The organism is Peteryoungia desertarenae, assembly GCF_005860795.2.
GTDB classification, from domain to species: domain Bacteria; phylum Pseudomonadota; class Alphaproteobacteria; order Rhizobiales; family Rhizobiaceae; genus Allorhizobium; species Allorhizobium desertarenae.
The window spans coordinates 177,477-199,289 of record NZ_CP058350.1; the positions used below are offsets into that span (position 1 = coordinate 177,477).

The window sequence follows — 21,813 nt, forward strand, 5'->3', positions numbered from 1 at the left end:
GTAAGCATTGCCTCGGAAAAACGGCTTCTGTCCGTTGCCGGGTCAAACTCGAAAACACCAAGTAAGCCGGCGTTATCATCCGGGGCAGGGAAAAATGGATATCGACATTTTTCAGTTACCGGGAATTCTCCTGAAGCGTTTCCACTATGTGGTCATCTCCGTCGTCGCCACTCTGGCGATCGGGATCATCTACATCGTCACACTCACCCCGACTTATACGGCACACACGCAACTCCTGCTCGACCCCTTCGGACTTGTCGCCGAGAGCGTGGACGTGCGAGGCAATTCGGCGACGTCTCAGCAGGACCAGTTCAACCTCGACAGCCAGCTCTATGTGATGCAGTCACGCGTGATCATGAATGCGGTTGTTGAGCGTATGAAGCTCACCACGGATCCCTATCTGCTGGCCGAAGCGCAGGCACTCAGCATCAGCGAACGCGATCTCAATGCCGCTGTCGTGGAGGCCTTGATGTCCATCGTCACCGTGGAACGCGCCGGCCAATCGCTCGTTTTCGGAATTTCCGTCAAGCATCCGAGCGCCGAAAAGGCTGCCGATATCGCGAATTCCATAGCCTCGGTCTATTTGCAGGAACTCTATGATTCCCGCAGCGAGGCAGCGCGCAGGGCGCAGGAGTCCTTTCAGGTTCAGGCCGAAGAATTGCGCGATCGAGTTCTGAAGGCAGAACTGGCGGTTGAGCAGTTCAAATCCGAAAACGGGCTGATCAGCAGCGGCCAGAATGGTCTTCTGATCGATCAGCAGATTGCCGGTCTGAGTGAGCAGCTCACTGCCGCACGGGTAATCGAGGAAGAGCGAGAAACGATTTACAACGAAGTACGCAACATGACCGTGGGCTCGGTCGAGACCGGCGCAATCCCCGAAGCACTGCAGTCCACCGCAATCGGGCAGTTACAGGAGCGACTGACGGCGCTCATCGACCGCCGCAGTCAGTTGGCCACCAATCTTGGCGCAAACCATCCCCAGATCCGGCAGGTCAACTCCCAGATTGCAAGCGTCCAGCAGTCGATCCAGGCCGAACTCACCCAGATCCGCCGTTCGATGGAAGTCAACTACAAGCGTGCGGTAGCCAATAGCAAAGCCCTGTCAGACCGTCTGGACGAGCTTTCCCGCAGCGGCTTCGACAGCAATGCGGCGCTGATACGACTGCGCCAGCTGGAAAGCGAAGCAGATGCGGTGAAGAAGCTCTATGATGCGTTTCTGGAGCGCGCCGAGGAACTGGGGCAGCAACAATCGGTCAACACCAACAACTCCCGGATCATTGCAGCTGCAGTCCCGGTTGTCACGTCGATGGCCAAGCTGAAGCTCCTCGTCTTGGCCGCCGCCTTGCTGTTTGGTGCTGCGCTTGGCAGTTGCCTTGCTGTCATGCGTGAACTGCTCGGAACCTCGTCGCTGAGCGTGAAGGAGCTGGCAAGCCAGACGGGTTTGCCGGTGCTCGCCACCATGGAAACGACAAATGACGCGAGGACATCGTCGCTGATGAGCCTCTTCAAAAAGGCCTCATCGCGGGTTCAGAGCAAGAACGTGAAGGCTGATGGTGACGTGTCGGTCGCCGCCTCAAAACTGCTGGCAGCATTCGGATCGGATCGCCCAATGACTGTCGTCTTTGCAAGCGCCGGCGACCCGGAAGCGGGCCGAGACGCGACAGCTGCACTGGTCGAAGCCTTCTCAGATGCTGGCGAAACGATTCTGTACGCACCGGGCAGACTGGCAAGGGCAACCCGTGCCAGACGCTCCGTCAACCAGATGGCTGGAGGAGCCCTAGCGCGAGATCTGAACGAGACGCTTTCGGGGCCGGACACGCTGCTCCATTACGAACGCATAGCCGCAAGGTCGCCCGCGAAGGTGGCACAACAAGGTCCGAGCCTGTCCACCTTCGTTGCCCGCAAGCGCAAATCCATGAACGAACTTGTCGTTATCAATGCCTGCATGCCGGCAGCTTCCAATCATCTGGCAAGCCTCGCAGAGACAGCCGATGCCATCATCATTCTTGCCGATGCGAATGACACATCCCAAAGCAGCGTCGAAGATGTGCTCGACACCTTGAACGAAAACCGCGATACGATCCTTGGATATGTTCTGCTGGAGACCCGCTGATGCGGCGGACGGGCGTATCCACGCTCGCGGCGCATGGCCCGATCTCGCTGCGCCGCGCTGATACCGATGAACACGAACCGTTCAGCATTATGCGACGGCACCTCGCTGCCGTCACGATCGTTGCATCACTGACCTTCAACCTTGGCCTCTGCTTCGTCAACACACGTGCCTTCGCGACGACGGATTCCATCGTGATGATGGCCGAGATGCTGATCATCGGTGGCGCGTTTCTGGCGGCGCTGTCGAAGCGGGTCGACTTTTTCCTGCTGCTCGTAGCCTATGTCAGCTACATGGTGCTTCTTTTCGCCATGCGCGGCGAGATCGATCTGAAAGGCCTACGCGACGTCCTCATCCCGATCGCCTTTTACTTCATGGGCATTAACGTCAAGAGTCCCAAGCTCGGCGATGCTCTGGTGGTTGTCGCCGTCATCCTGATGCTCGGCTTTGGACTGTTCGAGTATCTGTTGCTGGAAACCTATCTCGATAACTTCAACGTTCTTGGATATTTCATCGCTCGTGGTTCGGTCGATCCGGCACTGACCTATGGTCAGACACGAGGTCTATTCATCAGCGGCATGCGGCCCGAACCCCGTACGCTTTTGCCCTTCCTCGGGCAGCATCGGGTGTCGTCGGTAATGCTGGAGCCTGTTTCCGCAGGAAACATTGGCGCAATCTGCTTTGGATGGGCGCTGTTTCGCAATTCGATGCGCTGGAGATACGCGGTCATGGCTGCGGCTCTGGCGATCGTCATCATGGCCGACTCCCGCTTCGGCTTCCTCACGTGCATCCTGATGGTGTTTATCCTCCCGGTGTACCGTTTCATCCCAAGGACGGCATGGCTGGTGCTTCCCTTCCTCTTCCTGGCAGTGATCGCAGGCTTCGGTCTGGCGACGGGTACCGACGGCGGTGCGAATGATATCGTCGGACGGTTGAAGGTGACGGCAGCCCTGCTGACACAACTCGACTTTGCGGTCGTTCTCGGCATTCAGACGACAGCGCAGTTCACGGCCGATTCTGGTCTCGCCTACACCCTGACCAAGTTTGGACTGTTCGGCTTTATCGCGCTATGGGCCGTGCTTGCATTCGCCCCTGTTGCGGACAAGCGCGCATGGGCCTTTCATTCCATGGTGATGATCTATCTGCTGATGCTGATGCTGATCAGCAATTCGTTCTATTCAATCAAGACCGGAGCCCTGCTCTGGTTCTTGCTTGGCACATCAAACGCCACGCAATGGGCGACTTACAAGCTGGACGATGAGCGCAAGCAGATGGAGATCGCGCGCAGGAATCTCAGAACCGCTCGAGCGCGTGACAGGATGATGCCGCTTCGGAAACGTCGTTCAGCGCCGCCACAAGCCCGTTGAGCTGCGGGCGGTCACCGGCTGCTGTCGGCTGGATGTTGAGTTCTTCCGTTTCCGGCCACCAGTCACCACCGGCCCAATAGGCCCATCCGATCCAGACGTCCCGGTTCGTCTCGACCACCGAAACCATATCCTCCAGCGCCTCGATGCAGGAGGGTTCCGCCGGAACGCCGAATTCGCCCAGATATCCGCGCGCACCATTGGCGCGCAGCCAACTGGTGAAGTTGGTCACGGCCGCAATCGCATCAGAGGCGCGGCTGCAATTGTTCTTCGTACCGGAAAAATCATCATCGAAATACTGATGAACTTCGTAGGCATAGTTATCTGCTGGATCCACAACGCCCAGCATAACCACACCATTCGCCCCTCCATAGCCCTCACCCATCCAGCTATGGGCTCCGCTCCAGGCATTGCCCGGCACGAGGATCAGGTTTCCGGCACCGACAGTACGAATCTCCGCAATCGCCACATTGGTTGCCGTCAGCCATTGCTCGGTCGGCATATCGAAGGGTTCGTTCATCAGCCCGAAGATCACATTGCCATCTTCGGCAAATTCTGACGCAAGACGTCTCCAGAAATCACCGAAAGCGGCATGAGGGACGGCCTCGGATCCGATAACCTGCTGATCGTAGCGCGCATAGTTATGGGGGTCGAGTACGACGCGAATATCGATGTCGCGCATGGCCTTGACCGTGTCTTTCAGACGACGGAGTTCGTCTTCGTCAAACGGCTGGTTCAAGACAGGCTGTAGCCGTTCCCACCGAAAGGGCAGACGAACGGAAGTGAAGCCCTTGGCAGCAAAATAATCAATGGTTTCGACAGAGGGATAGATATAATCCTGACCGTAAGTGCCCCGGATTTCGCCGAACTCGGCGCCAGCGAGATTGACGCCACGCAGGCATCCGCCATTTGCCAGCGCGGGACTGGAAACCAGCGAAAGCGCCACGCAAGATGCCGCCAGCAGCCTTGCGACCGCAGTCAAAGTGGAAGTGTCCCTTGGGCAGACATCCAGATGAGACGGCATTGATCCTCCGCAAGATTTGTTGGTCGGCCGCGCCAAGTTAGTGACCCAACAAGATCAACGTCAATGGCGATTGCTCACAGACATGCACAAGTGATTTAGCTTGCAAGCTCAGAAGGCATCGGCTTGTTTGGGCTTCAACGCAAGACAAGGGTCTTCAGAGATGGCCGACATCGACAGCCACGTACAGGAGATCGGCTTCATCCTCATTCCCGGCTTCGCCCTTATGTGTTTTGCCTCCGCCGTCGAGCCATTGCGGGCAGCAAACCTCCTTGCAGGCCGTGAACTCTACCGCATCCATATCTTCTCGCCTTTGGGCGAAACCGTGGCATCCTCCTCCGGTGCCCTCGTGCCCGCGCAGCCCTTAAGTCAGCCTCGCCGAAGGCTCGATGCACTGTTCGTCGTTGCGGGTGGACACCCCAGGTCGTGGAACTGGCCTATTGTTCACATAGCACTTCGTGCCTATGCGCGGGATGGCATCCTCATCGGCGGCATTTCGGGCGGTCCCTATCTTCTTGCCGAGGCCGGTCTGATCGAAGACCATCGCTTTACCATCCACTGGGAACACGAACCGGCCCTGATGGAAGACTTTCCGAGCCTGAAACCTGAGCAAGCTCGGTATGTTACGGACCGCAACCGTATGACCTGCGGCGGCGGTGTAGCCCCTCTCGACATGATGCATGCCTTGATCCAGGCGCGGCTTGGCTCCGCTTTTGCGACGAGAGTGAGCGACTGGTACCTTCACACCCATGTAGCGACATCGGCAGAACCGCAGCGCGCATCGCTGCCAGAACGGCACCGGGCTCACCATCCGGCGTTGATCGCCGCCCTGACCAAGATGGAGGCAACCGTCGAACAACCGCTTGACGCGATGCGATTGCGAGGATCGCCGGGGTGACCCCGCGTCATCTGGATCGACTGTTTGCGCAACAACTCGGTTCGACCTTTCTTAAGGAGTATCGCCGCATCAGGCTCGAACATGCACGCAAACTGCTGCAGCAAAGTGCCTTGTCGGTCTCGGAGATCGCGTTTGCCTGCGGTTTCTCAAGCCCCGCGCATTTCGCCCGCCGATACAGGGAACTCTATGGCAATACCCCGCGTGCGGGTCGCCGCTAACGAAAAATCTTCGCGGCGTTCAATTATTTTTTCCTATAAGGAAATTAAATTTCTTATAGTTGAAACGACGGTTTCACTCTGCTAGCTGTTCCATCACCACGGAAAACAGGAGCAGCAGCGATGTGCGGCATCGTCGGACTTTTTCTCAAGGACAAGAGCATGGAGCCTTTGCTCGGCAGTCTGCTGTCAGACATGCTGGTAACCATGACCGACCGTGGCCCGGATAGCGCCGGGATCGCAATCTATGGGTCTGGAACACCCGGGCAAGCAAAGATCACGCTGCAATCAGCAACGCCCGAGACGGATTTCGCAGCGCTTGGTGCCGCGCTGTCCGACACGCTGGGAACGCTCGTCAGCCTCACGATCAAGGATACCCATGCAGTCGTTTCTCTGCCGCGCGACCAGTTGAACCCGGCGCGCAGTCTCCTGTCCAACCATCATCCCTCAATCCGCGTGACGAGCACTGGCGATAGCATTGAGATCTACAAGGAAACCGGCCTGCCAAAGGACGTGCTTCAACGCTTCGACATTCGCAAGATGACCGGTACGCACGGGATCGGACACACCCGAATGGCAACCGAATCCGCTGTCACGACGCTTGGGGCCCATCCCTTTTCCACGGGCAGCGACCAGTGCCTCGTGCACAACGGCTCTTTGTCCAACCACAACAATCTGAGACGCGAACTGAAGCGGATCGGGATGCAGTTCGAGACAGAAAACGACTCCGAAGTCGCAGCGGCGTATCTGACCGCCGAGATGAAGCGCGGCAAGGATCTGGGCGAGGCGCTGGACAGCGCCATTCAGGACCTCGACGGCTTCTTCACCTTCGTCGTCGGCACCCGCTCCGGCTTTGGCGTCTTGCGCGATCCCATTGCCTGCAAGCCAGCCGTGATGGCCGAAACCGATCGCTATGTCGCCTTCGGTTCGGAATATCGCGCCCTGGTCGGACTGCCGGATATTGAAAACGCCCGGGTCTGGGAGCCGGAACCGGCGACCGTCTATTTCTGGGATCATGAAAAGGCAGCCTGAGGACACCATGCCCCAATTCGACCTTTCCGACACGCCCTTGCGCGAACTCAACCAGGCACTCCACTCTGTCCCCGAAGGCAGCAACGACACCCATTTCGAGGTGATCAACCCGCGCGGAAGCCATTCCGTCGCCGTTGGGATCGATCAGCCCCTAACCGTCGAGATCAAGGGCAATGTCGGCTATTACTGCGCCGGCATGAATGCCGAAGCGACAGTGACCGTTCATGGCTCTGCCGGCCCGGGTGTGGCCGAAAACATGATGTCCGGCACCGTGATCATCGAGGGGGATGCCAGCCAATATGCTGGCGCAACCGGACGCGGCGGCCTCCTCGTCATCAAGGGCAATGCCGCTTCTCGTTGCGGTATCTCCATGAAGGGTATCGACATCGTCGTTCATGGATCGATCGGCCATATGTCGGCCTTCATGGCCCAGTCCGGTCATCTTGTGGTGCTGGGCGATGCCGGCGAAGCGCTCGGCGACAGCCTTTATGAGGCGAAGCTTTTCGTGCGCGGCGAGGTAAAGAGCCTCGGTGCAGACTGCATCGAAAAGCCCATGAAGCCCGAGCATCTCGAAAAGCTTGCCGAGCTTCTGGAAAGAGCTGGCGTCACCGATGTCAAGCCGGAGGAATTCCGCCGCTATGGCTCCGCCCGCAAGCTCTACAATTTCAACATCGACAATGCCGACGCCTACTGAGCGGAGAAGAGACCGATGAGCTATCAGAACCCGCCCACCAAGCCGCGTCACTCCGCAACCTTCGACGATTATACCCTGTCGGAAATCCGCCGTGCAGCGGCAACGGGCATCTATGACATTCGCGGCGGCGGCGCCAAGCGCAAGGTGCCGCATTTTGACGACCTTCTGTTTCTCGGAGCCTCCATCTCGCGCTATCCGCTGGAGGGCTATCGCGAACGCTGCGATACCAATGTCGTGCTGGGGTGGCGCTTCGCCAAAAAGCCGATCGAGCTGAAAATCCCGATCACGATCGCCGGCATGAGCTTCGGCTCGCTGTCCGGTCAGGCAAAGGAGGCACTGGGGCGCGGTGCAACACTTGCCGGCACGTCGACGACAACTGGCGACGGCGGCATGACCGAGGAGGAACGCGGCCATTCCTCGATCCTCGTCTATCAATATCTGCCCTCGCGCTATGGCATGAATCCAAAGGACCTGCGTCGCGCCGACGCGATCGAGGTCGTGGTCGGCCAAGGCGCCAAACCCGGCGGCGGCGGCATGTTGCTTGGCCAGAAGATCTCCGATCGCGTCGCCGAAATGCGCACGCTACCCAAGGGCATCGACCAGCGCTCTGCCTGCCGCCATCCCGACTGGACCGGGCCGGACGATCTGGAAATCAAAATCAACGAGCTGCGCGAGATCACCGATTGGGAAAAGCCGATCTATGTGAAGGTTGGCGGCTCAAGACCCTATTACGACACCGCACTGGCGGTGAAATCCGGTGCCGATGTCGTTGTTCTCGACGGCATGCAGGGCGGCACTGCTGCGACCCAGGAAGTCTTCATCGAAAACGTCGGCCTGCCGACGCTTGCCTGCATTCGCCCGGCAGTGCAGGCGCTGCAGGATCTCGGCATGCATCGCAAGGTACAACTGATCGTCTCGGGCGGCATCCGCTCCGGCGCAGACGTTGCCAAGGCTCTCGCACTCGGTGCCGACGCGGTCTCGATCGGCACGGCAGCACTTGTCGCGATCGGCGACAATGATCCGCGCTGGGAAGCGGAATACAATGCCCTTGGCACAACTGCTGGCGCCTATGACGACTGGCACGAGGGCAAGGACCCGGCAGGCATCACCACCCAGGACCCGGAATTGGCCATGCGTCTCGATCCCGTTGCCGCCGGTCGTCGTCTTGCAAACTACCTGAAGGTCATGACGCTGGAGGCCCAGACGATCGCGCGCGCCTGCGGTAAGAACCATGTCCACAATCTTGAACCGGAAGACCTCTGTGCCCTGACCATTGAAGCCTCGGCCATGGCCCAGGTTCCCCTGGCCGGCACGAACTGGATTCCCGGCAAGGGAGGCCTCTGACGCCACCAATCTCTTCGCGGCAGATCCTGTCGCGCCACATGCCAAAGACCCATAACAAAAAGAAAAGTGTCTTCAAAAAATCCAAAGGGGAACGAAATGACACTGGATCTTCAAGACTATGCCGGCGAACGCGGCATAAAATACTTCATGATCAGTTATACCGACCTGTTTGGCGGCCAACGCGCCAAACTGGTCCCAACCGCAGCAATTCGGGCCATGCAGGAAGAAGGAGCAGGTTTCGCCGGCTTCGCCACATGGCTCGACATGACGCCCGCTCACCCGGATCTCTTTGCCGTCCCTGACCCGCATTCCGTCGTCCAGCTCCCATGGAAGAAGGAAGTCGCATGGGTCGCCGCAGACTGCATGATGGAGGGAAAGAAGGTCGAACAGGCACCCCGCAATATCCTGAAGCGTCTGGTCGCTGACGCCGCCGAACAGGGCATGCGCGTCAAGACGGGCGTGGAGGCGGAATTCTTCCTGATCTCAGCCGATGGCTCCGAGATCTCGGACGGTCTCGATATCGCGGAAAAGCCTTGCTACGATCAGCAGGCCTTGCTTCGCCGCTATGAGGTCATTGCCGAAATCTGCGATTACATGCTCGAACTCGGCTGGAAGCCCTACCAGAACGACCATGAGGATGCGAACGGACAGTTCGAGATGAACTGGGAGTTTGATGACGCCTTGAACACGGCGGACAAGCACTCCTTCTTCAAGTTCATGGTCAAGTCCGTTGCGGAAAAGCACGGGTTGCGGGCAACCTTCATGCCCAAGCCCTTCAAAGGACTGACCGGCAATGGCTGCCACTGCCATATCTCCGTCTGGGACAAGGATGGAACCAAGAACATCTTTGCCGATGACAACCGGGAGTTCGGTCTATCGGATCAGGGCCGGAATTTCCTCGGAGGCATCATGAGCCATGCCTCTGCCATCGCCGCGATCACCAATCCAACGGTCAATTCCTATAAGCGCATCAACGCGCCGCGCACGGTGTCGGGAGCCACATGGTCGCCCAACACCGTCACATGGACCGGCAACAACCGCACCCATATGGTCCGTGTACCGGGCCCAGGTCGTTTCGAACTCCGTCTGCCCGACGGTGCGGTCAATCCCTATCTTCTTCAGGCCGTGATCATAGCCTGCGGCCTCAACGGGATGAAGAACAAGGCGGATCCGGGACCACATTCGGATCTGGACATGTATCAGCAGGGCCACCTGGTGACGGATGCCCCACGCCTGCCGCTCAATCTGCTCGATGCCTTGCGCCAATACGACGGTGATGCACTCCTGAAAGACGCAATGGGAACGGAGTTTTCTGCAGCCTATCTTAAGCTCAAGCACAATGAGTGGAACGCTTATGCCGGTCATTTCACGCAATGGGAAAGAGCCAATGCGCTGGATGTCTAGGCAGGGCGAGCGGCTGCAATGATCTGAGGATGATCGCCGTGAAACTTATGGGCGCCGGGCTTTCCGGCGCCTTATCATTGGGTTAGAGACGCACGGCGCATACCTGGACCAGGAGAGACAAAGACAATGACGAGTTACGTACTGACCGTATCCTGCAAATCGACGCGTGGCATCGTGGCCGCGATTTCGGGCTATCTGGCCGAGCAGGGCTGCAACATCGTCGACTCGTCGCAATTTGATGACCTGGACACCGGCAAGTTCTTCATGCGCGTCTCCTTCATCTCCGAAAAGAGCGCGACACTCGACGATTTGCAGACAGGCTTTGTTCCGATCGCCACAGAGCTCGGCATGGACTATGAGCTCCATGATGCGGCAAAGCGGATGAAGGTCCTGCTAATGGTATCGCGCTTCGGACACTGCCTCAACGACCTACTCTATCGCTGGAAGATCGGCGCTCTGCCAATCGAGATCGTGGGCGTTGTCTCCAACCACTTCGATTACCAGAAGGTCGTCGTCAATCACGACATCCCCTTCCACCACATCAAGGTGACCAAGGAAAACAAGCCGCAGGCCGAGGCACAGCTCATGGAACTGGTCGAGCAGACCGGCGCCGAGCTGATCGTGCTAGCCCGCTATATGCAGGTTCTATCCGACAGCCTCTGCCAGAAGATGTCCGGCAAGATCATCAACATTCATCACTCGTTTCTGCCGTCCTTCAAGGGCGCCAATCCCTACAAGCAGGCCTTTGAGCGCGGCGTGAAACTGATCGGAGCCACAGCGCATTACGTGACCGCCGATCTTGATGAAGGTCCGATCATCGAGCAGGACACGGTGCGCGTCACCCATGCCCAAAGCCCCGAAGACTATGTCTCACTGGGCCGCGACGTGGAAAGCCAGGTTCTGGCACGGGCTATCCACGCTCACATTCATCACCGCACTTTCATTAACGGCAACCGCACCGTTGTCTTCCCGGCAAGCCCAGGCTCCTACGCATCCGAGCGCATGGGCTGAAGGTAACCCTTGGATTCCCGGTGTCATTCAAGCGCCGGGATGGACGGAAATGTATGCTCTGCTAATCTCGCCGGACATGATTCTCTAGGGGGACGAACATGGCCGCAGATACGCTCCTCAACCGCACGAGACTGCCCCGGCCAGATGTTTCTGACCAGGATGCAGCCGACGTGCTGCGGGAGTATTTTGGTCTTGCGGGCGAGATCGAGGAGCTGGGGAGCCAGCAGGACCGGAATTTCCGTATCACCACAGAGACCGGTCGATTTGTCCTCAAGATTTGCCAGCCGGAATATGGCCTTGCGGAGCTTGAGGCACAGAACGCGGCCATGCAGCATCTTAGCAACCGCGTGGCGGATATCAGGGTGCCCCAGCCGGTCCCGGCCCTGAGCGGCCAAGAGATCATTACAGTCGAAATCAACGGCCAGTCCTATCGCGCCCGGGTCCTCTCCTATCTTGATGGCGAACCACTGACCCAGCACAAGTACCTGGCACCGGAGGTAATCGCAGCCTTTGGCGAGCTTGCCGCAAAGACGGCAAAGGGGTTGTCTGATTTTCGCCATCCCGGTCTCGTCCGCGAGATCCAATGGGACTTGCGGCGCGCCGGCCCTGTTGCCTTGCATCTGCTGAAATCAATCAGCGACCAAGAACGACGCGATACCATTGCCAAGGCGATGATCGTGACGGTCAAGCGCCTGCAGCCTTTGACATCACAATTGCGGGTTCAGGCGGTTCATCATGACATCACCGATGACAATATCGTCAGCCATCACAGCGAACACGGACGCCTGATACCGGACAGCGTCATCGACTTCGGTGATGTGATGGAGGGCTGGCTCGTCGCGGAACTTGCAGTTACTTGCGCAGCGCTTCTGCACCACGCGGATGGCGACCCCTTTGTGATCTTGCCCGCGGTGAAGGCCTTCCACCAGCATTACCCGCTGACAGAGCCTGAACTGAAGGCACTGTGGCCCCTGATCGTCGCCCGCGCCGGTATCCTGGTGGCAAGTTCTGAACAGCAATTGTCGATCGATCCCGACAACGACTATGTGCTCGGCAATGCCGCCCATGAGCGCGAAATTTTTGCTGTCGTCACTTCGGTTCCCTTTTCGCTCATGGAAACAGCAATCCTGGATGCTGCCGGCTTTGAGCTAGGTCCGATCGAAACCGTCATCAGCGGTCCCCTCTTGCCGTCGCTTGCACCGTCAGACATCCGTCTGACCGATCTCAGCAGCACAAGCGCCGAATTCGTGGAGGACAATTGGGCCGACCGCGAAATTGACTGGAAAGCATTGGCCAGAGCCGCGAGCGACACAGGTACCGCGTCCACCCGCTACGGGGAATATAGGCTGAGCTACACCCGCCTGCGCGCGCCTCAACCACCCGCAACATTTGCGCTTCATGTCGACATATGCCTGATTGGTGGCACAGAAGCGATTGCACCTTTTGATGCCACCGTCTTGCGTGATGGCCATCATGTCATCCTGGTTGGAAAAGACCTGTCGATCCATGTCGACGGGATTGACTGTGAGATAGAGGAAGGCGGCACCGTTGCTGCCGGTGACCGGCTCGGTCAGATCGCAGGCCCGGTGGGCGGCATTGGCGGTTTGCGTTTGCAACTCTGCCGCGACATCGACCTGGTCCCGCCGCTTTTCGCCAAGCCGCAACATGCCCATGTCTGGCAGATGCTTTGCCCCTCCCCTGCAGTCGTCCTCGGCTTCCCGGTGGAGGCCCCCGCACCGGAAACAGCAGCGCTCCTCGCCAAGCGGCAGCAGAACTTCGCCGCCTCACAGAAGCATTATTACGGCCATCCGCCGCAATTTGAGCGCGGCTGGAAGGAACACATGTTCAGTGTCGAGGGGCGTGCCTATCTCGATATGGTCAACAATGTGACGATCCTTGGCCATGGCCACCCGCGCCTGTCCGCTGCTATCGGCCGCCAATGGTCGATGCTCAATACAAATTCGCGTTTTCATTACGCAGCGGTAGCGGAATTCTCGGAGCGGCTGGCCAGTCTTGCACCGGATGGCCTCGATACGGTCTTTCTCGTGAATAGCGGATCGGAAGCCGTCGATCTCGCGCTGCGCCTCGCCTGGGCCCATACCGGACATCGGAACATCCTGAGCCTGCTGGAAGCCTATCATGGCTGGACAGTGGCAAGCGATGCCGTATCGACATCCATTGCTGACAACCCGAATGCCTTGGAAACAAGACCTGGTTGGGTGCGTCCGGTGCTTTCGCCAAATACCTATCGGGGCAGATTTCGCGGCGAGGATACCACTGCGGATTACGTTGCGGCGGTCGCCCAGAAGCTTGCCGAAATCGAGGCCGTGGGTGAAGGTCTTGCGGGCTTCATCGCCGAAAGCGTCTATGGCAATGCCGGCGGGATTGTCCTGCCAAAAGGATATCTGTCCGAAGTCTATGCGCGCGTGAGGGACAGAGGCGGTCTGTGCATCGCCGATGAAGTCCAGATCGGCTATGGCAGACTTGGTCACCACTTCTGGGGTTTCGAACACCAGGGGGTCATCCCGGACATCATCACGGTCGCCAAAGGCATGGGCAACGGCCATCCGCTCGGAGCAGTCATCACGCGTCGCGATATCGCTGACAGCCTTGAACGCGAGGGCTACTTCTTCTCCTCCTCCGGCGGCAGCCCGGTCAGCTCTGCTGTTGGGATGACAGTTCTCGACGTCATGGCAGATGAGCAGTTGCAGGAAAATGCGAGGACGGTAGGCGACCATCTCAAGTATCGGCTGGAAGGCCTGATTGATCAGTTTCCGATCGTCGGCGCTGTGCACGGCATGGGGCTTTACCTGGGTCTTGAATTCGTCCGCAATCGCCAAACTCTTGAGCCAGCAACACAGGAAACAACCGCAATCTGCAACAGGCTGCTGGATCTCGGCGTCATCATGCAACCCACCGGCGACCACCTTAACGTTCTGAAAATAAAGCCGCCTCTCTGTCTTTCGATTGAAAGTGCCGATTTCTTCGTCGACATGCTCGAAAAGGTGCTTTTGGAGGGCTGGTAACATGAATTGGCAGAGCGCGGCTTACTGTGTTTTCGCTAACGGCAAGAGCCGAAATTGAAACTAGGCTTAAACCGCTCGCAAACCCCGCGTGAAGGAACCTGAAACAGGTTCTTTCCTCAATTGAAGCAAAGAGCTTATCTGCATCCCAGACAGCAGGTCCTGCTGGAAAATGGGAATACCGGAAGTGACGGAAGTATCAGCAAGCCACTTAACCACGCTATGTGTTTTGATTTTCATACTTAAACAGCTCTTGGGTGACTTTTTTCTGCAGACAAGGTGGATGGCCAGCGGCAAGGAAAGTAAGACCGACTGGCTGCTGCCATTAGCGGCTCATGCCGCAATCCATGCAGCCCTAACGCTTTCGATTTGCCTAATATTTGCGCCACACCTGGCGTGGCTGGCAATCGTGGACTTCATCGTGCACTTCGTCATTGATCGTGCGAAAGCCGTTACCAAGATATCCTATGGACTGACCGCGGATCGGCGCGCCTATTGGTGGCTGTTTGGCACGGATCAGACGCTGCATCACCTGACGCATCTGGCTTTTGCCGCGACGATTGCGGCGTCTTTGGGCAAGACAGTAAGCTGAGCAGGAGGTGGCGGTCAGGGCACGGTTGACCGGGCTTCCGTTAATGCACTGTCCAACCAGGTTCGAAACGTGACGAGCGGCGGGTACTCGGCCCGGTCTTTCGGAAAGGCCAGATAGTAGCGTTGATCACTCTCGATTTCGCGATCAACGGCAGCGACAAGCTCACCGCGCCGCATCTCCTCCTGAATGAGAAAAACCGGCAGAAGCGCAACGCCAAGCCCTCCCATCGCCGCCTGCGATGCTGTTGCGAACTGGTCAAAAAGCATGCCATGCACACTCTCAAACGGAACCCGATTTTCTCGAAGCCATTTTTCCCAGGCGTCAGGGCGTGTCGTGAGGTGGAGGAGCGGCACCCTCAACATATCCTCCGGCTTTTCGATTCCGTGTGCAGCCTTGAAACTCGGACTGCAGGCGGGAATAGTCGTTTCGCGCATCAGGAATGTCAGCTGGGCACCCGGCCACACGGGCTCGCCGAAATGAATGGCTGCATCAATCGAATCGAGCCTGAAATCGAAGGGCGACAGACGCGTCACCAGATTGATGGTGATGCCCGGATTGGCCACCAGAAACTGCCCAAGCCGCGGCGCCAGCCACCGTGCTCCGAAGGTCGGAAGGATCGCGAGGTTGAGCGAACCTCCCTGCGGATTGGCTCTGAGATTGAGAGAGGCATTGGAAATCCGCCGAAGCGCTTCCCGGATTTCCCGCGCATAGCTGTCGCCGGCCACAGTGAGCCGGATTGTCTGCCGCTCCCTGTAAAATAATGTAACACCCAACTGCTCCTCCAGCGCCTTGATCTGGCGGCTGACCGCACTCTGGGTCAGATCAAGCTCGCGAGCGGCAGCCGTGACGCTGCCGGTGCGGGCTGCAGCCTCAAATGCGGTCAACAACGAGAGTGATGGCAGAAAGCGTCGAGCGGGCAGCATGTCATACCTCTTTGGAATGACCTATTGAGTTTTTATCGCTGGTAACGCTTATTTTGGTCTTCTAGACTTCGCAAGGTCGTACGAGAAGGAATGACCTGAGTTGAAGCTCTGTCACCTTCAATGGCTGCCGTGCCGGTCGTGACACGGCCGAGAACATTGCCCTTTCCGAGGCCAACAACATGCAGAACGATCCCCGTTCCCACGGACTTTGGGAAAAGACGGCACCGCCAGCACCGACCACCGCCGTGCTCGAAGAGGCTCAAAGCGCAGACGTCGTCATCATCGGCGCAGGCTATACCGGCCTTTCCTGCGCCCTGCATCTTGCGGAAGCCGGAAGCCGCGTGATCGTGCTTGAGGCCAAGGAGATCGGTTTTGGTGGTGCCGGCAGAAATGTGGGGCTGATCAATGCGGGCATGTGGGTCATGCCCGATGACCTTCCCGGCGAATTGGGTCCAGTTTACGGTGAGCGCCTGCTGGAGCTTCTCGGCAACGGCCCGTCGGTCGTGATGGAACTGATCGAGCGCCACCAGATTGCCTGCGAGCTTGAACGCCAGGGAACGCTCCATTGCGCTGTCGGCGATGCCGGTCTGAAGGAGATCGAAGCCCGCGCCGAACAGTGGCAGCGGCGCGGCGCTCCTGTCGAAATCCTGGACGCGACTGAAACCGAGGGCAAAATCGGCACAACAGCCTATCGCGGAGCGCTCATGGATCGACGAGCCGGGACATTGCAGCCGCTCGCCTATGTCCGCGGGCTCGCAGCCGCCGCAATCGGTGCTGGCGCGACCATCTGCACGATGAGCCCTGTTACAGGCTATGACCGCACGGCGACCGGATGGCGCGTGACAACGCCATCGGGTACAGTTGAGGCAGATTGGATCGTGGTGGCCACGGATGCCTATAGCCATGGCCCGTTCGCCGAGGTTCGGCAGGAGCAGGTACACCTCCCCTATTTCAATCTGGCCACAGCCCCCCTCGGCGACAACCTGCGCAAATCCATCCTGCATGAACGCCAGGGCTGCTGGGACACGAAGGAAATCCTCTCGTCCTTCCGCATGGATCACGCCGGACGCCTGGTCTTTGGCAGTGTCGGTGCGCTGCGGGGAACGGGACATGCTGTTCATACCGCATGGGCAAGGCGGGCTCTGCGATCGATTTTCCCGCAACTGGGAGAGGTCGCGTTTGAAAGTGAATGGTACGGGCAGATCGGCATGACGACCAATGCCTTGCCCCGCTTTCATCGCTTCGCGGACAATATCATCGGCTTTTCCGGCTATAATGGTCGCGGCATCGCGCCGGGAACGGTGTTCGGCAAGACGATTGCCCGTCATATCCTGGGTCAGATTGCTGAGGACGAACTGCCCCTGCCACTCACTGATCCAAAGGAGCCACCCTTCCGCAGCCTGAAGGAAGCGTGGTACGAGGCTGGCTCCCAAATCGCACACCTCGCCGGTGCGAGGATTTGAGACAACAAGCACAAAGACAATAAGGGACCATCACAATGACACTCGCCAATCTGAAACTCGCCCCCGAAGTTGCTACGCTCATGGCAAAATTCGGCGTTGATGCGGCAAGCCTCAACGGCGGCAGCCTTGCGGTTCGCAGCCCGATTACTGGCGAAACAATTGCGAAAGTCTCGGAAATTTCCAACACAGACGCCACCAAGGCTTTGGAAGCGGCCCATCAGGCCTTTCTCGAATGGCGCCTCGTCCCCGCGCCGAAGCGCGGCGAACTGATCCGCCTTCTGGGCGAAGAATTGCGTGCAGCCAAGGACGATCTCGGTCGCCTGGTCTCGCTGGAAGTCGGTAAGGTCACGTCGGAAGGCCTGGGCGAAGTCCAGGAAATGATCGACATCTGTGACTTTGCAGTCGGTCTGTCTCGCCAGCTTTATGGCCTGACCATCGCCACAGAACGCTCCGAACACCGGATGATGGAAACCTGGCATCCCTTGGGCGTCACCGGCATTATCTCCGCCTTCAACTTTCCGGTCGCTGTCTGGTCCTGGAATGCAGCGCTCGCCATCGTTTGCGGCAATCCGACGGTTTGGAAGCCATCGGAAAAGACGCCGCTGACTGCGATTGCCACGCAGGCCATTTTTGAAAAAGCCCTGAAGCGCTATGTGGCAGAAGGCGGATCGGCACCGTCGAATCTTTCGACCCTCCTGATCGGCGGTCGTGACATCGGCGAGATCCTGGTGGATCACCCGAAAGTGGCACTTGTTTCGGCGACCGGCTCGACCGCCATGGGACGCGCCGTTGGCCCGCGCGTTGCAGCCCGCTTCGGTCGCAGCATTCTGGAACTAGGTGGCAACAATGCTGCGATTGTTGGCCCGACCGCCGACCTCGATCTTACTCTGCGCGGCGTTGCCTTCTCTGCCATGGGTACAGCCGGTCAGCGCTGCACCAGCCTTCGCCGCCTCTTCGTTCACGAGAGCGTCTATGATGCGCTGGTGCCAAGCCTGATCAAGGCCTATGGCTCGGTGAAGATCGGCAATCCCCTCGAAGCCGGCACGCTGATTGGCCCGCTGGTCGACAAGGGTGCCTTTGATCGCATGCAGAGCGCACTGGAAGCCGCCAGAGCTGCCGGTGGCAAGGTAGCCGGCGGCGAGCGTGTTCACGACAGTGAACTGGCCGATGCATACTATGTTCGCCCGGCGCTTGTGGAAATGCCCGAACAAACCGGTCCGGTAATCGAGGAGACCTTTGCCCCGATCCTTTATGTGATGAAGTACAAGGACTTCGATGACGCGCTGGCCATGAACAATGCCGTTCCGCAGGGTCTCTCCTCTTCTGTCTTCACAAATGACATTCGTGAAGCGGAAGCTTTCGTCTCCGACCGTGGCTCCGACTGCGGCATCGCCAACGTCAACATCGGTCCGTCAGGCGCCGAAATCGGCGGTGCCTTTGGTGGCGAAAAGGAAACGGGCGGCGGGCGCGAGTCCGGCTCGGATGCCTGGAAGGCCTATATGCGGCGGGCGACCAACACGATCAATTTTGGTCGCACCCTGCCACTCGCCCAAGGTGTCAAGTTCGATATCGGTTGAGCCAGTCAGGGCTGGCGCAGCAAGGCGCTTCGCCGGCCCTTCGACCAAGGTGTCACCGCCTCCCACAACGCTTACTCTGGTCATCGGCCTGTAAATCAGGAAGACTAACCCTGTCGTTTTAACGACAACGGTAATCCCGACGCGACCGGAGGCAGAATGCAGCTTGAGGATCAATCCGAGGTCATCCGCTTTCTGTCTGACCCATCGACCTATGGTGCAACCGATAAGGTCGAAGTGATCGAAACCCATATCTCCGTGGTATTCCTTGTGGGAGATCGGGCGTTCAAGCTGAAGCGTGCGGTGAAACTACCCTATGCGGATTTCTCCACCCCTGACTTGAGGCGCCATTACTGCCAGCGGGAGCTTGAGCTCAACGGTCGGGCAGCGCCTGAAATCTATCGCGCGATCCGTCGGATTACCCGGAGCCGAGATGGCAGCCTTGTGTTCGAAGGCTCCGGTGAACCAGTCGATTTCGTTGTCGAAATGCTGCGGTTCGATCAACGTGATCTCTTCGATCGCATGGCTGCGGACCATCGTCTGACCACTGCGATCATGGAGGAGACGGCAGATCGCATCATCGCCTTCCACAAGACTGCACCCATCATGCACACCGAAGGGGGAGCAGCAAACATCGCGGGTGTCCTGGCAATCAACGAGGCCGGCTTTCAGACCAGTCATGTCTTCGATGACGCCGTCATTGAGGCCTTGAATCGGCGCTTTCGCCAGATGCTGGATCAACACGCCACACTGCTCAATCAGCGCGAGACACACGGCTGCGTGCGTCTCTGCCACGGCGATCTGCATTTGCGTAACCTCTTTTTTGGCGCAGATGGCCCGCGCATGTTCGATTGCATCGATTTCAACGACAAGATCGCAACCATCGACACTCTTTACGATCTCGCTTTCCTGCTGATGGATCTCTGGCACGGCGGCGAGAAGCACTTTGCCAATATCGTGATGAACCGGTACCTCGACCGCACAGACGAGGAAATCGGCCTGGCGCTCCTCCCCTTCTTCATGGCAGTACGCGCGGCCATCCGCGCCCATGTCACAGGTACGCGCATAGAGGAAGATGGTGACCACGACGGCTCTTTGACCGCATCTGCAGTCAGCTATGTTGATCTGGCGTCCGATCTCTTGAAGAAACAGCAACCCGTTCTGATCGCGCTTGGAGGTCTCAGCGGCTCCGGTAAATCGACGCTGGCGGAACATTTGGCCCCGAAGCTCGGCTTGCCGCCCGGCGCCCGCATCCAGGAAAGCGACAGGATCCGCAAAGCGATGTTTGGGACCCCACCCCGCGAGAAGCTACCTCTTCAGGCTTATCAGCCGGAAGTCTCCGCCAGGGTTTATGGCGATCTTGTCAGACGCAGCATCGAGGCGGCGTCAGGTGGTGCGGCTGTCATCGTCAATGCCGTCTTCGACAGGCCCGAAGACCGCCAAATGATCGAACAGGCCGCGCTGGATCATGGCATTGTCCTGCACGGCTTCTGGCTGGATGTCGACAGGCAAACACTCATCAAACGCGTCAAGGTGCGCCCGAAGGGCGTATCGGATGCGGATCTGGACGTTCTTGAAAAGCAATTGTCCAAGGACATCGGCGAAATGGGCTGGACGCGCGTTGACGCGTCCCGCGCAATGGAGGATGTGGGCCGGGACATCCTCCGCTCCGTCACTGTCAGCGGATGTTGAAACGCACCGGTGCAGTGATCGTCTTGTTGGCACCGGGAGGTGGCGCCGGCACCGGCGACGCCCGACGCACCATGTCGAGCACCGCATTGTCGAGCGTCGGGTAACCAGAGGAACGCGAAAGGGAAACAGAAAGGACGTTGCCGGAATCGTCAATCCGGAAACGAACATAGACCGTCCCCTCTTCACGATTGGCACGCGCAGCGGAGGGGTAGCGTTTGCGACGCTCCAGATGCGACATCAGACGGGACTGCCAGCGTGCCGGACTGACATTGCTGCTCGCTCCAGCCGCGTTCGCTGAGGCAGCATTCCGGTTGGACTGTGTTACTTCCGCCTTGGCCTGACGGGCGGCCTGCGAGGCTGGCGCTTCGGCACGCTTGGGCCGTTGCTGGCGCTCAACCTTCTTCGGCTCAGGCTTCTTTTCAACGGTTGGCTTTGGAGGTGTCGGTCGCGCGGTCGGGATCGGCACTTCGACGTTTTCGAGAGCGGCCATCACCATCTGCTCGATCGGATCCACAGGTTCTGGCTGTGGCTCCGGCTGAACAACAGGTTCTGGAAGAGGCTCCGGTGTAGGCTCAGGTTCGATGATCGGTTCGGGTGGCACTTCCGCCACCTCGGGCTCGACAATCGGCTCCGCCACCGGTTCAATTGGCTCCGGAAGAGGCAGTTCTTCCGGTTCCGGTGGCAAAGGTTGCGGCTCCACAGATGCCGTCTGCACCTCCTCGGCATCAACCGTATCCGGAGCAATATCTGTCTCTTCAGTGTTGATTGCCTCGGGCACCGGCGCAAGCTCGATCATGATTGCCGGCGGTGAGCCACTGTCAGCCGCTTCCATCGCCGGCTCGCGCATCAGAAAGGCCACGGCCCCGGCATGGGCGGCAAAAACAAGAAAAGCGGCGCTCGTCCACAGTGCCCATTCGCCGACGACCCCAGCACGCGACCGGATAAGTCCGCCCTCTGTCATGGCTGCGGCTCCACAACCGCCTCCGCTGAGGTCTCCGTGCTGCCCTCGTCGGAGCCGGTAGCAACCGGGGTCGGCAAAGCCTCCAGACCAACCAGGGCGATCTTGAGATAGCCTGCATTGCGCAGAAGGTTCATGACCTCCATGAAGCTGCCGTAGTCGACCGCCTTGTCAGCCCGCAAGAAGATCCGGGCATCCTTGTTGCCGCCGGTCGCCCGCTCGACCTCGACGCCAAGCTGCTCGCGCGCCACTGGATCGTTGCCAATGGCGAGAGTCAGATCCGGTTTCAAGGTCACATAGACCGGCTCGTCCGGACGCTGCGCAGGCTCTGCCGATGAGGCCGGGAGGTCCACATTCACATCGACCGTCGACAACGGCGCTGCCACCATGAAGATGATGAGCAGAACAAGCATGACATCGATGAACGGCGTCACGTTGATCTCGTGGTTTTCTGGCAGATCGTCGCCCGAGTTTTCCCGAATGCCACCAGCCATC

The 21,813-nt window shown here is 58.8% G+C and carries 16 protein-coding genes and 1 pseudogene; 13 read left to right on the forward strand and 4 right to left on the reverse strand.

What is annotated here, in order from left to right; translation table 11 throughout:
• The first annotated feature begins 94 nt into the window (after positions 1-94).
• On the forward strand, positions 95-2,113 hold the full coding sequence (locus FE840_RS00820) for a GumC family protein (protein WP_138288891.1): 2,019 nt from the start codon (positions 95-97) through the stop codon (positions 2,111-2,113).
• On the forward strand, positions 2,113-3,477 hold the full coding sequence (locus FE840_RS00825) for a UDP-phosphate alpha N-acetylglucosaminyltransferase (protein WP_138288890.1): 1,365 nt from the start codon (positions 2,113-2,115) through the stop codon (positions 3,475-3,477). The genes FE840_RS00820 and FE840_RS00825 overlap by 1 nt, the downstream gene beginning before the upstream one ends.
• On the opposite strand, the gene FE840_RS00830 is transcribed toward FE840_RS00825, so the two are convergent.
• Positions 3,404-4,498 (reverse strand): glycoside hydrolase family 5 protein, encoded by a 1,095-nt coding sequence (locus FE840_RS00830; protein ID WP_138288889.1) that lies wholly within the window; start codon positions 4,496-4,498, stop codon positions 3,404-3,406. The two genes, FE840_RS00825 and FE840_RS00830, sit on opposite strands and share 74 nt — an antisense overlap.
• A 160-nt stretch (positions 4,499-4,658) precedes the next feature.
• Here FE840_RS00830 and FE840_RS00835 point away from each other — a divergent pair.
• From FE840_RS00835 to FE840_RS00870, 8 genes and pseudogenes are all read left to right on the forward strand, one after another.
• Positions 4,659-5,611: pseudogene (locus FE840_RS00835) on the forward strand (GlxA family transcriptional regulator).
• A 120-nt stretch (positions 5,612-5,731) separates the two neighbouring features.
• Positions 5,732-6,640 (forward strand): class II glutamine amidotransferase, encoded by a 909-nt coding sequence (locus FE840_RS00840; RefSeq protein ID WP_138288887.1) that lies wholly within the window; start codon positions 5,732-5,734, stop codon positions 6,638-6,640.
• Between the two features lie 7 nt (positions 6,641-6,647).
• The gene (locus FE840_RS00845; RefSeq protein WP_138288886.1) at positions 6,648-7,334 is read left to right on the forward strand and encodes a GltB/FmdC/FwdC-like GXGXG domain-containing protein; all 687 of its coding nucleotides are present in this window, start codon (positions 6,648-6,650) and stop codon (positions 7,332-7,334) included.
• A gap of 15 nt (positions 7,335-7,349) precedes the next feature.
• Entirely contained in the window at positions 7,350-8,678 is a 1,329-nt protein-coding gene (locus FE840_RS00850; protein WP_138288885.1) for an FMN-binding glutamate synthase family protein, read from the forward strand.
• Between the two features lie 96 nt (positions 8,679-8,774).
• Complete coding sequence (gene glnT / locus FE840_RS00855) at positions 8,775-10,082, forward strand: type III glutamate--ammonia ligase (RefSeq protein WP_138288884.1); 1,308 nt, start codon at positions 8,775-8,777, stop codon at positions 10,080-10,082.
• Positions 10,083-10,208: 126 nt separating this feature from the next.
• On the forward strand, positions 10,209-11,093 hold the full coding sequence (gene purU, locus FE840_RS00860) for a formyltetrahydrofolate deformylase (protein ID WP_138288883.1): 885 nt from the start codon (positions 10,209-10,211) through the stop codon (positions 11,091-11,093).
• A 98-nt stretch (positions 11,094-11,191) separates the two neighbouring features.
• Positions 11,192-14,119, forward strand: a complete 2,928-nt coding sequence (locus FE840_RS00865) for an aminotransferase (RefSeq protein ID WP_138288882.1) — start codon at positions 11,192-11,194, stop codon at positions 14,117-14,119.
• 184 nt (positions 14,120-14,303) lie between these two features.
• Positions 14,304-14,708, forward strand: a complete 405-nt coding sequence (locus FE840_RS00870) for a DUF3307 domain-containing protein (RefSeq protein WP_246318816.1) — start codon at positions 14,304-14,306, stop codon at positions 14,706-14,708.
• A gap of 14 nt (positions 14,709-14,722) precedes the next feature.
• On the opposite strand, the gene FE840_RS00875 is transcribed toward FE840_RS00870, so the two are convergent.
• A complete protein-coding gene (locus FE840_RS00875) occupies positions 14,723-15,631 on the reverse strand; it encodes a LysR family transcriptional regulator (RefSeq protein ID WP_138288880.1) in 909 nt (302 codons plus the stop codon).
• 179 nt (positions 15,632-15,810) lie between these two features.
• On the opposite strand from FE840_RS00875, the gene FE840_RS00880 reads away from it, so the two are divergent.
• The 3 genes from FE840_RS00880 to FE840_RS00890 all read left to right on the forward strand — a co-directional run bounded on the left by FE840_RS00880 (position 15,811) and on the right by FE840_RS00890 (position 20,360).
• Positions 15,811-17,094, forward strand: a complete 1,284-nt coding sequence (locus tag FE840_RS00880) for an NAD(P)/FAD-dependent oxidoreductase (RefSeq protein WP_138288879.1) — start codon at positions 15,811-15,813, stop codon at positions 17,092-17,094.
• 35 nt (positions 17,095-17,129) lie between these two features.
• Positions 17,130-18,671 carry an L-piperidine-6-carboxylate dehydrogenase gene (gene amaB / locus FE840_RS00885; protein WP_138288878.1) on the forward strand — a complete coding sequence of 514 codons (1,542 nt, stop codon included), beginning with the start codon at positions 17,130-17,132 and terminating at the stop codon, positions 18,669-18,671.
• Between the two features lie 156 nt (positions 18,672-18,827).
• Positions 18,828-20,360: a bifunctional aminoglycoside phosphotransferase/ATP-binding protein gene (locus FE840_RS00890; protein WP_138288877.1), complete on the forward strand. Its 1,533-nt coding sequence runs from the start codon at positions 18,828-18,830 to the stop codon at positions 20,358-20,360.
• Here the strand turns inward: FE840_RS00890 and FE840_RS00895 are convergent.
• Together FE840_RS00895 and exbD are read right to left on the reverse strand one after the other, a co-directional pair.
• Positions 20,347-21,321: an energy transducer TonB gene (locus FE840_RS00895; protein WP_138288876.1), complete on the reverse strand. Its 975-nt coding sequence runs from the start codon at positions 21,319-21,321 to the stop codon at positions 20,347-20,349. The two genes, FE840_RS00890 and FE840_RS00895, sit on opposite strands and share 14 nt — an antisense overlap.
• On the reverse strand, positions 21,318-21,812 hold the full coding sequence (exbD, locus tag FE840_RS00900) for a TonB system transport protein ExbD (protein WP_138288875.1): 495 nt from the start codon (positions 21,810-21,812) through the stop codon (positions 21,318-21,320). Before exbD ends, FE840_RS00895 begins: the two co-directional genes overlap by 4 nt.
• Between the last annotated feature and the right edge of the window lies 1 nt (position 21,813).

Excerpts from the sequence above, each read along its gene's own strand:
- FE840_RS00820 (WP_138288891.1), top strand. The coding sequence starts at position 95 with ATGGATATCGACATTTTTCAGTTACCGGGAATTCTCCTGAAGCGTTTC.
- purU (WP_138288883.1), top strand. The coding sequence starts at position 10,209 with ATGACGAGTTACGTACTGACCGTATCCTGCAAATCGACGCGTGGCATC.
- FE840_RS00880 (WP_138288879.1), top strand. The coding sequence starts at position 15,811 with ATGCAGAACGATCCCCGTTCCCACGGACTTTGGGAAAAGACGGCACCG.
- FE840_RS00830 (WP_138288889.1), bottom strand. The coding sequence starts at position 4,498 with ATGCCGTCTCATCTGGATGTCTGCCCAAGGGACACTTCCACTTTGACT.
- FE840_RS00865 (WP_138288882.1), top strand. The coding sequence starts at position 11,192 with ATGGCCGCAGATACGCTCCTCAACCGCACGAGACTGCCCCGGCCAGAT.
- glnT (WP_138288884.1), top strand. The coding sequence starts at position 8,775 with ATGACACTGGATCTTCAAGACTATGCCGGCGAACGCGGCATAAAATAC.
- FE840_RS00840 (WP_138288887.1), top strand. The coding sequence starts at position 5,732 with ATGTGCGGCATCGTCGGACTTTTTCTCAAGGACAAGAGCATGGAGCCT.
- FE840_RS00845 (WP_138288886.1), top strand. The coding sequence starts at position 6,648 with ATGCCCCAATTCGACCTTTCCGACACGCCCTTGCGCGAACTCAACCAG.
- exbD (WP_138288875.1), bottom strand. The coding sequence starts at position 21,812 with ATGGCTGGTGGCATTCGGGAAAACTCGGGCGACGATCTGCCAGAAAAC.
- FE840_RS00890 (WP_138288877.1), top strand. The coding sequence starts at position 18,828 with ATGCAGCTTGAGGATCAATCCGAGGTCATCCGCTTTCTGTCTGACCCA.
- FE840_RS00895 (WP_138288876.1), bottom strand. The coding sequence starts at position 21,321 with ATGACAGAGGGCGGACTTATCCGGTCGCGTGCTGGGGTCGTCGGCGAA.
- FE840_RS00850 (WP_138288885.1), top strand. The coding sequence starts at position 7,350 with ATGAGCTATCAGAACCCGCCCACCAAGCCGCGTCACTCCGCAACCTTC.
- FE840_RS00825 (WP_138288890.1), top strand. The coding sequence starts at position 2,113 with ATGCGGCGGACGGGCGTATCCACGCTCGCGGCGCATGGCCCGATCTCG.
- FE840_RS00875 (WP_138288880.1), bottom strand. The coding sequence starts at position 15,631 with ATGCTGCCCGCTCGACGCTTTCTGCCATCACTCTCGTTGTTGACCGCA.
- amaB (WP_138288878.1), top strand. The coding sequence starts at position 17,130 with ATGACACTCGCCAATCTGAAACTCGCCCCCGAAGTTGCTACGCTCATG.